Source organism: Sphingomonas sp. Leaf208, from assembly GCF_001421415.1.
Classification (GTDB): Bacteria; Pseudomonadota; Alphaproteobacteria; order Sphingomonadales; family Sphingomonadaceae; genus Sphingomonas.
Genome location: NZ_LMKH01000001.1, coordinates 738,119 through 750,656 on the forward strand (window position 1 = coordinate 738,119; position 12,538 = coordinate 750,656).

12 protein-coding genes are annotated in these 12,538 nt (G+C 66.2%); 10 read left to right on the plus strand and 2 right to left on the minus strand.

The genetic code is table 11. The annotated features are described in order from the left end of the window. The first annotated feature begins 23 nt into the window (after positions 1 to 23). Positions 24 to 1,010 carry an aspartate carbamoyltransferase catalytic subunit gene (locus tag ASE69_RS03140; RefSeq protein ID WP_056482600.1) on the plus strand — a complete coding sequence of 329 codons (987 nt, stop codon included), beginning with the start codon at positions 24 to 26 and terminating at the stop codon, positions 1,008 to 1,010. Continuing rightward, positions 1,007 to 2,227 carry a dihydroorotase gene (locus ASE69_RS03145; protein ID WP_056482603.1) on the plus strand — a complete coding sequence of 407 codons (1,221 nt, stop codon included), beginning with the start codon at positions 1,007 to 1,009 and terminating at the stop codon, positions 2,225 to 2,227. Before ASE69_RS03140 ends, ASE69_RS03145 begins: the two co-directional genes overlap by 4 nt. 166 nt (positions 2,228 to 2,393) lie before the next feature. On the opposite strand, the gene ASE69_RS03150 is transcribed toward ASE69_RS03145, so the two are convergent. Continuing rightward, positions 2,394 to 3,710, minus strand: coding sequence for a tetratricopeptide repeat protein (locus ASE69_RS03150; protein WP_056482606.1), 1,317 nt, complete (start codon positions 3,708 to 3,710; stop codon positions 2,394 to 2,396). A gap of 212 nt (positions 3,711 to 3,922) precedes the next feature. Here ASE69_RS03150 and ASE69_RS03155 point away from each other — a divergent pair, with 212 nt between their 5' ends. The 3 genes from ASE69_RS03155 (at position 3,923) to ASE69_RS03160 (ending at position 5,821) form a co-directional block, all read left to right on the plus strand. Further along, a complete protein-coding gene (locus tag ASE69_RS03155; protein ID WP_056483106.1) occupies positions 3,923 to 4,981 on the plus strand; it encodes an SPOR domain-containing protein in 1,059 nt (352 codons plus the stop codon). Positions 4,982 to 5,026: 45 nt separating this feature from the next. Further along, entirely contained in the window at positions 5,027 to 5,236 is a 210-nt protein-coding gene (locus ASE69_RS21740; protein WP_156362096.1) for a hypothetical protein, read from the plus strand. A 99-nt stretch (positions 5,237 to 5,335) separates the two neighbouring features. After that, positions 5,336 to 5,821: a hypothetical protein gene (locus ASE69_RS03160; RefSeq protein WP_056482609.1), complete on the plus strand. Its 486-nt coding sequence runs from the start codon at positions 5,336 to 5,338 to the stop codon at positions 5,819 to 5,821. Positions 5,822 to 5,960: 139 nt separating this feature from the next. Here ASE69_RS03160 and serB read toward each other — a convergent pair whose 3' ends face one another. Then, positions 5,961 to 6,842 carry a phosphoserine phosphatase SerB gene (gene serB / locus ASE69_RS03165; protein ID WP_056482612.1) on the minus strand — a complete coding sequence of 294 codons (882 nt, stop codon included), beginning with the start codon at positions 6,840 to 6,842 and terminating at the stop codon, positions 5,961 to 5,963. On the opposite strand from serB, the gene miaA reads away from it, so the two are divergent. The 5 genes from miaA (at position 6,835) to ASE69_RS03190 (ending at position 12,467) form a co-directional block, all read left to right on the plus strand. Continuing rightward, a complete protein-coding gene (gene miaA / locus ASE69_RS03170) occupies positions 6,835 to 7,764 on the plus strand; it encodes a tRNA (adenosine(37)-N6)-dimethylallyltransferase MiaA (RefSeq protein WP_056482615.1) in 930 nt (309 codons plus the stop codon). The genes serB and miaA overlap by 8 nt on opposite strands. An 82-nt stretch (positions 7,765 to 7,846) precedes the next feature. Next, entirely contained in the window at positions 7,847 to 9,595 is a 1,749-nt protein-coding gene (locus ASE69_RS03175) for an acetolactate synthase 3 large subunit (protein WP_056482618.1), read from the plus strand. Positions 9,596 to 9,732: 137 nt separating this feature from the next. Further along, on the plus strand, positions 9,733 to 10,248 hold the full coding sequence (gene ilvN / locus ASE69_RS03180; RefSeq protein ID WP_056048113.1) for an acetolactate synthase small subunit: 516 nt from the start codon (positions 9,733 to 9,735) through the stop codon (positions 10,246 to 10,248). Between the two features lie 106 nt (positions 10,249 to 10,354). Further along, positions 10,355 to 11,374 (plus strand): ketol-acid reductoisomerase, encoded by a 1,020-nt coding sequence (gene ilvC, locus ASE69_RS03185; protein ID WP_056482621.1) that lies wholly within the window; start codon positions 10,355 to 10,357, stop codon positions 11,372 to 11,374. Between the two features lie 487 nt (positions 11,375 to 11,861). Continuing rightward, on the plus strand, positions 11,862 to 12,467 hold the full coding sequence (locus ASE69_RS03190) for a YceI family protein (protein ID WP_056482624.1): 606 nt from the start codon (positions 11,862 to 11,864) through the stop codon (positions 12,465 to 12,467). Positions 12,468 to 12,538 lie beyond the last annotated feature (71 nt).

The following is a 12,538-nucleotide window of genomic DNA, read 5'->3' on the forward strand; positions in this document are numbered from 1 at the left end:
GCGGACACTATCCCGCGGCTTTAATGCGAACCTCAGATCACCGCCCCGCCGCCCTCATCGAAGGCGGCGCCGTCTTCCCGCACCGGCATCTCACCGGTATCGACGGGCTCCAGCCACACGAGATCGCGTTCCTGCTCGACGAGGCGGAGACGTGGGTAGAGGCGAACCGGACTCATGCCACGCCGGACAAGCGGCTTGCGGGGCTTACCCAGATCAACGCGTTTTTCGAGAACAGCACGCGGACTTTGCTGTCGTTCGAGATCGCGGGGAAGCGGCTGGGGGCGGATGTCGTCAACATGCATGCGGCGCAGTCGAGCGTGAAGAAGGGCGAGACGCTGATCGACACGGCGATGACGTTGAACGCGATGCGGGCGGACGTGATCGTGATCCGGCATATGTCTAGCGGCGCGGTGCGGTTGATCGCGGACAAGGTCGATTGTCCGGTATTGAACGCGGGCGACGGGCGGCATGAGCATCCGACGCAGGCGTTGCTCGATGCATTGACGATCCGGCGGCGGAAGGGCTCTATCGCGGGGCAGCGTGTCGTGATCTGCGGGGATCTGCTGCACAGCCGGGTCGCGCGGTCTAACATCCTAGCGCTCACCGCGCTTGCAGCCGAGGTCCGCGTCTGTGCGCCGTCGACGCTGATGCCGCCGATGATCGAGCGGATGGGCGTGCGTGCCTTCACCGATTTCGACAAGGCGTTGGAGGGTGCGGACGTGGTGATGATGCTGCGATTGCAGAACGAGCGGATGGATGGGGCTTATGTGCCCTCCACGCGCGAATACCGTATGCGCTACGGCCTGACCCTCGACCGGTTAGCGAAGGCGGCGCCCGACGCGCTGGTGATGCATCCTGGGCCGATGAACCGGGGTGTGGAGATCGACTCTGCTGTCGCCGATCACGCTCGCTCGGCGATTACCGAGCAGGTCGAGATGGGGGTGGCCGTCCGGATGGCGTGCCTTGACGTGCTGACGCGAAGAGCGCGCGGCGTGGAGGGTTGGGCATGATCCTCGCACTCACCAACGCGACGCTCGCCTGCCCGGTCGGCGGCGTGACGAAGGGTAATGTGCTGGTTCGCGACGGTGTGATCGTCGCGACCGGGATCGTCGATATTCCTGCCGATGCGGACATCGTCGACTGTGGCGGCAAGACGGTCGCGCCGGGGATCGTCGATCTCGGCGTGGCAAAGGTCGACCGTGCCGCCTTCCGCGCTGGCGGGATCGTGCGGATCGGTCTCATGCCCGACCAGTCGCCGGTGCTGGACGACCCCGGTATCGTCCAGCGCGCTGCCTTGATCGGCAAGCCCGACCTCTGGATCCACCCGATCGCCGCCGCCACGCGCGGACTTGCAGGCCATGACCTTGCCGAGATGGCGATCTGTCTTTCGGCTGGCGCGAAGGCGGTGGGCACGGGCAAGCACTGGATCGCCGATAGTGGCGTGATGCGGCGCGTGCTGGCCTATGCGCGCGATCTCGACGTGACGGTCATGGCGCATGCCGAGGACGGGGGACTTACCGCCGGCGCGGTTGCGACCGAGGGCGAGACGGCGACCCGGCTCGGCCTGCCTGCCGCACCGGCGGTGGCGGAGGCGTTGGCGATCGCGCGCGACCTGATGCTTGCCGAGGATACCGGGGCGCGGATCCACATTCGCCAGGTGACGACGGCGGCCGGGTTCGACCTGATCCGTGCGGCGAAGCGTCGTGGCGTGTCGGTGACCTGCGGGATCACGCCGGCGCATCTGCATCTGTCGGAGATCGCTGTCAGTGATTTCCGGTCGTTTGCGCTGCTATCGCCGCCTTTGCGGGGCGAAAGCGACCGTCGTGCGGCGCTCGATGCTATCGCCGATGGTACGATCGACGTGCTGTGTTCGGGGCATGAACCGCGCGGGCCGGAGGAGAAGCGGCTGCCGTTCACCGATTCGAGTAGCGGGATGGCGGGGGCGGAGACGCTGTTGCCGCTCGCGCTGATGCTGGTGCGTGACGAGTTGTTGACGCTGGAGCGGCTATTCGCGCTGTTAGCGAGCAATCCGGCGCGGGTGCTGGGGCTGGATACGGGGACGCTGGAGGTCGGCAAGCCGGCCGACCTGATGCTGTTCGACCAGCAGGCGCCTTGGCAGATCGTCGGGGAGGCGTTCCTTGCCGAGGCGGGGAATACGCCGTTCGATGGCTTGCCGGTTCAGGGGCGGGTGTTGCGATTGTGGAAGGGTGGGCGCGAGGTTCGGTGAGTTCGTCAGACACCTGATCCATTGTGCACCACCCCGGCGGAGGCCGGGGCCCAGTTGGAAAGGTCGGCGTAACGAAGGGCCGGCTTCAATTAGCGACGTTCCCCGACTGGGCCCCGGCCTTCGCCGGGGTGGTACCCTAAGAATGGGTAGGCCTTTTAGACGCCGGTTATCGCGACGCCATCTGCATGCCGGGCTTGCGCAACCATTGCGCCATGACGTCGCCCGCGCCTTGGCGGACGAAGCAAGCGCCGCCCTTCGTCCGGTACTGGCGGCACATCGCATTCGCTGCCGACTTGCTGAACCCGCCGACCGAGAGGCGATAGACATCCTCACCCTTCGCCTTGAACGTCATGCCGTTCGGCGAATAACTGGCAAGTACCGCGAACCGGCGTGCGGCGCGTGCCCAGCCGTCCCTTGCGACCCCCGCGCTCTCGAAGGCGCCGAGTTGGACGTACCAATTGCCGGTCGCCGGCGCCTTCACCTGATACGCCGCAGTCGCCATGGCGCGACCCGACGACGCGGGTGTGGCCGCGACCTTGATCGGGCCGCCGGCCTGACGGAGCATCATCGTCGGCAACGCCTGGACGATTTCCTGTCGCGGTCCGAACGCGATTCTCGAGACGCCAGCTGCTGATACCGAAGCGATCTGCACAGGGGCGGCTTCGGTCGGCGCGACGACCGGATCCGCTGCCGCCAAGGCCTGTTCGGGAACACCCGGTGTCTCCGGCGAACGCGCGTTCAACGCCAGCGCGACTGGCTGTCCTGCATCCGCCACTGCGCGAACGCCGAGCAGGCTCGCCACCTGGTCCGACGCCTTGGCCGGCTGAGCGAACAGCGCCCATTGCTCGAGCCGCGCGTCGACGTCTGCTGGTGCCATGTCCGTTGCCGCGACCACGCGTGCCTCCTGCCAGCGTCCCGCCAGTGCGAAGCTGAGCGCGAGGTTCTGGCGCACCTTTGCGTTCGACGCGGGCGAACGGGCGGCTTCGGTCAGGACCGCGATCCCGCCCGCGGTATCGCCCGCGAGCGACAGGGCAAGGCCACGATCGACCGCCGGGATGATCGCGGCGTTCGCTTCAAGGCCGTGGCGCGCCGACTGCCAGTCTCCGGTCGCGATCTGCGACAGCGCGAGGTTGAGCGCCGCCCTGCCGTTGGTCGGCGATAGTTGCAGCGCGTCGGCGAACGCGTGCGAGGCCGAGGCGAATCGCCCGCCCTTGAGATAGCTCTGCCCGAGCAGCATCCGGTAGTCCGCCTGCTGCGGCATCAGCGCCACCGCACGCTCCGCATAGCCGATCGCCACAGGACCATCGTTGCGCGCGAGTGCCGCCTGTGCCTGCCCCGCATCGCCCGCCGCGCCCTTTGTCGCGAGTGCTGCGTTGCGATCGCTGGCAGACGCGATGCCGCCCCCGTTCGCGGCACAGCCGACCATCGTACCCCCGAGCAGGAGGGCGGAGATGCCGCCGAGGAGGAGAGCGCGCGTGGTCATCGGGGCAATCCCTGTTTCATGGCAAACGCTAGACCGCACATAGTTCCCACTCCCGGTATTCGCGTACGGAGTGCCATGTCGGTTTAAAGAAGCGGTTAACGCGACTTCATAATGACTTACCGAAGCGCGATGTTGGGCATCGGGAACGGTCGCCCTTTGCCTTGCGCGACGAACGGCGGCATGGTGGCGGCGAGACGGTATGAGGGATGGCGATGACGGTTCGGCGTAAGCTTTTGGTGGGTGCGATCGCGTTGAGCGGAATGCTGGCCGCCGCCCCCGCGTTTGCCGATGTGAAGGCCGGCGTCGATGCCTGGGCGAAGGGCGATTATCCGCGTGCGATCACCGAGTGGCGCCCGCTGGCGGTGGCGGGCGATGCGGATGCGCAGTTCAACCTGGCGCAGGCGTACAAGCTCGGGCGCGGCGTACCGCTGGATCCGGTGCTGGCTGAGAGCTGGTTCCGGAAGGCGGCGATGCAGGGGCATGTGCAGGCCGCCGACAATTACGGGCTCGCGTTGTTCCAGGCCGGAAAGAAGACGGATGCGCTGCCGTGGCTGCAGAAATCGGTCGCGCATGGTGAACCGCGGGCGCAGCTGGTGCTCGGGACGATGCTGTTCAACGGCGACGGCATACCGCGCGATTTCCCGCGGGCCTATGCGCTGATGACGCGGGCCTCGGCGTCGGGCTTGCAGTCGGCCTCGCAGACGCTCGCGCAGATGGACCAGTATATCTCGCCCACCGACCGCGAGAAGGGCACCGCGCTGGCGCAGCAATATGCGTTGCAGTCCCCGCCGCCGGGGCCTTCGCGTGCGACGGTCGGGCAAACGCCGATGGCGCCGCCGCGTACCGCCAGCGCGCCGCGTCCGTCGAAGCTGCCACCGAGTTCGCTTCCCGCGCGCATTCCCGGGCCGACCCGCGAACCGGCCCCGACGCGGGAACCGACGCCGACGCGCGAGCCGGCACCGGTCAGGCAGGCGCAGGTGAAGCCGCCCAAGCCTGTGCCGGCAAAACCTGCGCCGGCAAAAGCTGTTGCGGCCAAGCCCGCGCCGGTGCGTAAGAAGGGCAATTGGCGCGTGCAGCTTGGCGCGTTCCGCGACCAGGGCAATGCCGAGACGCAGTGGAACAAGGTTCGCGGCAAGCTGCGCGGTGCACAGCCCTTCTACGCGAAGGCGGGCGGCGTGACGCGTCTCCAAGCGGGTGGTTTTGCTTCGAAGGCGGATGCGACGCGGGCTTGCTCGGCGTCTGGCGTGGCGTGCGTGATCGTCGCGCCCTGAGCGGATGTGCGGGTCTGCGGCGATACTGATGACGAGGATGTTCGTATGTTCTTCCTGACCTTGGCGTTGTTGTCCGCGCCATCGACTAGCACCGAGATCAAGCAGCTGTGTCGCGCGTGTCCTACCTCGGGTAGCGTCAAAGGGTGTTCGACGGTCGGGATTGCGTGCCAACCGACGCGTCGCATCTGCGAACCTGCCGGGCCGCCGAAGTCCGTCGCGCGGGCGGACCGGGTGGCTGACAAGAAGGCGCGCTGAGCGATCGGGCCTTTGCCCGGCGGGCGGGCGATCGGGTGCGGCAGGGATCAAATAGCCGGACCGGTCGTTTCGTTCCGACATCGACCGGGAGCTAGATGCATGATTTCGAAGACCTTGGCGCTGGCAGTTGCCGGCGCAACGCTGTTGGTCGCGTGTTCTGGCGAGCAGCCTGCGACGACTATGAGCAACGACGCGATGGTGGATAATGGCGTGTCGTTGCGCAATCTGGCCGAGACCGAGGTGGCGGTGCCCAAGCCCGAGCAACTGACCGTGAAGGGGCGGCTGATCCCTACCCCGTCCGATCCGACGTCACGGCATTTCCTGTTGCGGGAGCGGAAAGCGGCAAGCGGCACGATCATCGCGATCCTGCGGCAGGAGCATGATGGCAAGGTCGCCTATGCGCGTACCGAGACCGATTGCGGCAAGCGGCTGTTCCATGTGCTGGGCGTCGGCCCGAACCGCGCGCTGGTCGAGACCAACGTAGCGCACGACGGCCCTCTGCGGCCGATCAAGGGGCTGCCGTTGCGCGAGGAACTCGCGACGTATGTTTGCGAAGCGAGCGGCACGCCGCTGGCGAAGGGGTAAACCTCAATCCAGCTTCACTTCTGTACCCCTCCCTGGAAGGGAGGGGTTGGGGGTGGGTTGGCCGGCTCGAGCCACGACGGTCCGAACTCGCGGAAACCGACCCACCCCCTGCCCCTCCCTTCCAGGGAGGGGTAAGAACTTAGTCCAGCACCCAGTGCTGCTTCGCGATACCCTGCGCATAGAGAAGCACCGTCAGATCCCCATGATCGATCCGCGCGGCGGCTGCCGCGGCAACGATCGGCTTGGCGTGATACGCTACCCCCAGCCCGGCCGCCTCGATCATCGCCAGATCGTTCGCGCCGTCACCAACCGCGAGTGATTCCTCCACAGTAATCCCCCGCTCGGCGATCGCAGCACGCAGCGTCGTCAGCTTTGTGTTCGACCCGACGATCGGCTTGGTCACCTTGCCCTTCAGGACGCTACTCTCGATCTCCAGCACGTTGGCGATCGCGCGATCGAACCCTATCTGCTTCGCCACCGGCTCCGCGAAGCGCGTGAAGCCCCCCGACACCAGCACCGCCAGCGCGCCGCGCGACCGCATCGTTCGCACCAGCGCCTTCGCGCCCGGCATGATCGTGACCCGTTCGGCCAGACAGCGTTCAATGTCGCTTTCCGCCAGCCCCTTGAGCAGAGCCACGCGAGCATCGAGCGCCGCCTCGAAATCGAGTTCACCGCGCATAGCGCGCTCGGTGATCTCCGCGATCTGCGGCTTGATACCGGCATAGTCGGCGAGTTCGTCGATGCATTCGACGGTGATCATCGTCGAGTCCATGTCGGCGACCAGCAGCTTCTTGGTGCGCGTCAGGCTCGACTGCACGATCACGTCTGTCGCGGGGAATGCGCCCTCGAGCGCAGTCCGCGCCGTATCGGGCGCCACCCCGAAGATCAGGTCGGCAGCCTCGCCCTCGTCGATCCAGCCGCTCGCGCCCGGTGCGCAGCCTGCGTCGCGCAAGCGGTCCATCGCGGTTGAAATATCGCCTGCGGTCAGCGTGCCCGAGGCTATAAGCGTTGCCGTGAACATAGAACATCTCCCGAAGGTCGCGCTCATCGCAGGGCCGACCGCGAGCGGCAAGTCCGCGCTCGCGCTGGCCATCGCCGCGCGCCACGACGGCGTCGTCATCAACGCCGATTCCGCGCAGGTCTACGCCGACCTCCGCATCCTGACCGCGCGGCCTTCGGTCGAAGAGGAGGCGAGTGCCCCGCACCGGCTGTTCGGCCATGTCGATGCCGCCGACGCGACCTACTCCGCCGCGCGCTGGGCCGCCGAGGCAACGCTGGCGATCCGCGATACGCTCGCCGAGGGGAAGCTGCCGATTTTGGTGGGTGGCACGGGGCTTTATATCCGCACCTTGCTCGACGGTATTGCGCCCGTCCCAGAAATCGACCCAGCCCTTCGCGAGCAAGTCCGCGCCCTCCCCGTAGCCGGAGCGCACGCCGCACTCGCGCAACTCGACCCGCAGGCTGCCCAGAAACTGAACGCAGCCGACACCACCCGCGTCGCCCGCGCGCTCGAAGTCGTCCGCGGGACCGGCAGGACGCTTGCCGACTGGCAGACCGAGAAGGTCGGGGGGATCGGCGATACGATCGACGTCCGCGCGCTCATCCTGATCCCCGACCGCGACTGGCTCAACGCTCGCATCGACCAGCGTTTTGCAGAGATGGCCGACACCAGCCGCGACGAAATCGCCGCGCTGCTCGCCCGCACCGATATCCCGCAGGACGCCCCGATCCGCCGCGCGATCGGTGTGCCCGAGATCGCCGCCCTGGTCCGCGGCGAGACCTCGAAACCCGACGCCATCGCCGCCGGATCGCTCGCCACGCGGCGCTATGCCAAGCGGCAATATACGTGGCTTCGACACCAGCCGCCGCCCGAATGGAACCGCACCGAAGCCCTCAATCTCTCAACGCGCCTGCAGCAATTTGAAACTATATTGCGCAGATGATGTTTGACACGCATCTTTAATATCGGTAGCTGGCCCCTCCACGAGACGCTAAAGGCAGCGTTCTCGCAAAGGATGATATGAAATGACCGAGAAGAGTGGAGCCGATATCCTGATCGAGGCGCTGTGCGATCTCGGCGTGGAGGTCGTCTTCGGCTATCCGGGTGGTGCCGTGCTGCCGATCTACGACGCGCTGTTCCGCAGCGGCCGGATCAAGCACATCCTCGTGCGCCACGAACAGGCTGCAACGCATGCCGCGGAAGGCTATGCCCGCTCCACCGGCAAGCCCGGCGTGGTGCTCGTCACCTCGGGCCCCGGCGCGACCAACGCGGTCACCGGGATCACCGACGCGCTGATGGATTCGGTCCCGATGGTCGTGATCACCGGCCAGGTGCCGACCGCGCTGATCGGCACCGACGCGTTCCAGGAAGCCGATACGGTCGGCATCACGCGCCATTGCTCGAAGCATAATTACCTCGTGAAGGATCCCGCCCGCCTGGGCGACGTGATCCACGAGGCGTTCCACATCGCCACCTCGGGGCGTCCGGGACCGGTGGTCGTCGACATTCCCAAGGACGTGCAGGTCGCCACCGCGCGCTACAAGAAGCCGGGGCCGATCCAGCACAAGACCTATCGCCCGCAGGTGAAGGCCGACCAGTCGCAGATCGAGCAGCTCGTCGACATGCTCGCGGCAGCCGAACGCCCGATCCTGTACACCGGCGGCGGCATCATCAATTCGGGCCCGGCCGCGAGCCAATTGCTGTGCGAACTCGTCCGCATCACCGGCGCGCCGGTGACGTCGACGCTGATGGGCCTCGGCGCCTATCCAGCCTCCGGGCCGCAGTGGCTCGGCATGCTCGGGATGCACGGCACGTACGAGGCCAACATGGCGATGAACCAGGCCGACCTCGTCGTCGCGCTCGGGTCGCGCTTCGACGACCGCGTGACCGGGCGGCTGGACGCGTTCAGCCCGAACTCGAGGAAGGTGCATATCGACATCGATCGCTCGTCGGTGAACAAGACCGTGCGCGTCGATCTCGGGATCATCGCGGATGTCGGCCATGCGCTCGAGGACATGGTGCGGATCTGGAAGAGCCGCCAGCATCCGAAGCCCGACACGACCGACTGGCAGCGGCGGATCGCCGGCTGGCGCGCGGTGAAGTGTCTCGATTTCCCCGAGAACGACCCGAACGAGATCATGCCGCAGCGTGCGATCCGCGCGCTGTTCGACGCGACGCACGCGCGCTCGCCGATCATCACGACCGAGGTCGGCCAGCACCAGATGTGGGCGGCGCAGCATTTTGGGTTCGAGAAGCCGAACAAGTGGCTGACCAGCGGTGGTCTCGGCACGATGGGGTACGGCCTGCCCGCGGCGATCGGCGCGCAGCTCGGCAACCCGAACGCGCTGGTGATCGACATCGCCGGCGAGGCGTCGATCCAGATGAACATCCAGGAGCTGGCTACCGCCACGCAATACCGGTTGCCGGTGAAGATCTTCATCCTCAACAACCAGTATATGGGCATGGTCCGCCAGTGGCAGGAGCTCACTTATGAGAGCCGCTATGCCGAGAGCTATTCGGATTCGCTGCCCGATTTCGTCAAGCTGGGCGAGGCGTATGGCTGGAAGGGCATCCTGATCGAGACGCGCGACCAGCTCGACAGCGGGATCGCGGAGATGCTCGCCTATGACGGCCCGGTGATCGTCGATTGCCGCGTGTCGCAGCTGACCAACTGCTTCCCGATGATACCGTCGGGGGCGGCGCATACCGACATGATCCTTCAGGCGAACGAAGTGTCCGGCACGATGGACGACGAAGCGAAGGCGCTGGTGTGATGACGGCCCAGATCGCAACAGAATCCCCCTCCCGCTTGCGGGAGGGGTTAGGGGAGGGCCTGATGACCACGTCGTCGGCAGCCCTCGCCTCCCCTCCCCCGACCCCTCCCGCAAGCGGAAGGGGAGAGTAAGAAACCATGCACATTTCCCAGGAAAAGGCCGAGCGGCACACGCTCGCCGTCATCGTCGACAACGAACCCGGCATCCTCGCCCGGATCGCCGGTCTATTCACCGCGCGCGGCTATAATATCGAGAGCCTGACGGTGAGCGAGATCACCGCCGACAAGTCGGTCAGCCGGATCACGATCGTCACCAGCGCGTCGCCGGCGACGATGGAGCAGATCATCGCGCAGCTCGACCGGCTCGTGCCGGTGCACAAGGTCACCGACCTCACCGCACAGGGCGCGCACGTCGAACGCGAGCTCGCCCTAGTGAAGGTCCGCGGTACCGGCGACCACCGGATCGAGGCGCTGCGCCTCGCCGACGTCTACCGGGCGCGCGTCGTCGATGCGACGACGTCGAGCTTCGTGTTCGAGGTCACCGGCGGCATCGACAAGATCGACAAGTTCGTCGAACTCATGGGTGAAGTCGGTCTGATCGAAGTCGCCCGAACCGGCATCGTCGCGATCGCCCGCGGCAAAGAGCCGGCCTGAATTACTGCGTCATCCTGACGAAAATCAGGATCCAGAGCCACAATCGGCGCCGCCTGCAACCCTGGGTTCCGGCGTCCGCCGGAATGACGAAAGAAGGAAGAATCCAATGCGTGTGTATTACGATCGCGACGCCGACCTGAACCTCATCACCGACAAGAAGATCGCGATCGTCGGTTACGGCTCGCAGGGTCATGCGCACGCGCAGAACCTCCGCGATTCGGGCGTCAAGGACGTCGCGATCGCGCTGCGCGAAGGCTCGGCCACCTCCAAGAAGGCGATCGAGGCGGGCTTTGCGGTCAAGTCGAACAAGGAAGCTGCCGCCTGGGCCGACATCGTCATGATCCTCGCGCCCGACGAGCATCAGGCGGCAATCTATGCTGCCGACCTGCACGACAACCTCAAGCAGGGTGCGACGATTGCGTTCGCACACGGCCTCAACGTTCATTTCGGCTTGATCGAGCCGCGCGCCGATCTCGACGTCATCATGATCGCGCCCAAGGGCCCCGGCCACACCGTGCGCAGCGAATATGTCCGCGGCGGCGGCGTCCCCTGCCTGATCGCGATCGATCAGGACAAGTCCGGCAACGCGCATGACATCGCGCTCGCCTATGCCAGCGGCGTCGGCGGTGGTCGCTCGGGCATCATCGAAACCAACTTCCGTGAGGAATGCGAAACCGACCTGTTCGGCGAGCAGGCCGTGCTGTGCGGCGGCATCACCCACCTGATCCAGGCCGGGTTCGAAACGCTGGTCGAGGCCGGTTACGCGCCCGAGATGGCGTATTTCGAGTGCCTCCACGAGACCAAGCTGATCGTCGACCTGCTGTATGAGGGCGGCATCGCCAACATGCGCTATTCGATCTCGAACACCGCCGAATATGGTGACATCACCACGGGTCCGCGGATCATCACGTCGGAGACCAAGGCCGAGATGAAGCGCGTGCTGGCCGACATCCAGTCGGGGCGGTTCGTGAAGAACTTTATCCTCGATAATCGCGCGGGGCAGCCTGAACTGAAGGCGGCTCGGAAGCAGGCGCTGGCGCATCCGATCGAGAAGATCGGGTCGGAGTTGCGCGGGATGATGCCTTGGATCGGGAAGAATGCTCTCGTTGATAAGGCGAAGAACTGACGCGAGCGAGCGTTAGCGCGTGAGCGCGGCCGGCACGGCGAAGCCTGCCCATAGGGCACGGCTTCGCCGGGTCCGACGGGCTGGCGTGAGGAAAATCCTGAGGTCAGCGTGAAGCCTGCCCCCACCCTACCACCCCGGCGAAGGCCGGGGCCCAGTTGGGGGACGTTGCTAACGGACGACTACGCTCCGTTACCTCGACCTTTCCAACTGGGCCCCGGCCTTCGCCGGGGTGGTGGCGTTTTGGGAGAAGCGTCAATCGCTGCCTAACCTGTTCCCTCGCGAACGGGGGGGGCCAGGATCTCGGGCGGTGCTCGTGGTTTTAGCTGGGCCCCCGCGTCCGCGGGGGAACGAGCGCTGGCGGTGCACTCTACCGAGAGCGGGAGCGCGACGCCCCACCGACCCAATTCCGAAACACAGCGTTGGCATAACGTCGTTTGACGCGCCCGCCCCGCTCGGCCAGCATCGCGCGTCAAACAGGAGACCCCGCATGCGCCTAGTCCTAGCCACGATCCTCGCCCTCACCGCCGCGCCCATCATGGCGCAGACCGCCGCCATCCCCGGCGCCCCCGTCAAGGCACGCGTCGCCGCCGGCACCTACGCGGTCGATCCCAACCACACGCAGGTCACGTGGGCCGTCAACCACATGGGCTTCTCGATGCTGGAAGGGCAGCTCGGCGCATCGGGGGGCAGCATCACGATCGATCCCGCCAAGCCGAACGCGACCAAGGTCGAAGTGAACTTCGCGATCGACCAGCTTTCGGTCACCGCTGCACCGTTCGCCGGCCATCTGAAGTCGAAGGACTTCTTCGACGCCGCGACCTACCCGACTGCCAAGTTCGTCTCGACCAAGGTCGTCGCGACCGGCGACAAGGCGACGATCACCGGCGACCTCACGCTCAAGGGCGTCACCAAGCCGGTCGTGCTCCAGGCGACCTTCATCGGTGCCGGCGCGAACCCGATGAACAAGAAGCTCAACTTCGGCTTCCGCGCGACGACGTCGATCAAGCGCAGCGACTTCAATATCGGTGCTTACGCTCCGGTCGTGTCGGACAAGGTCGACCTGACGATCAACGCCGCGTTCTCGGCGCAATAATCTGTCAAAATTTCTATCGCGCTGGACACGGGACGTGTCCGCGCGATAGGACGCCATCAATGACGCACGGC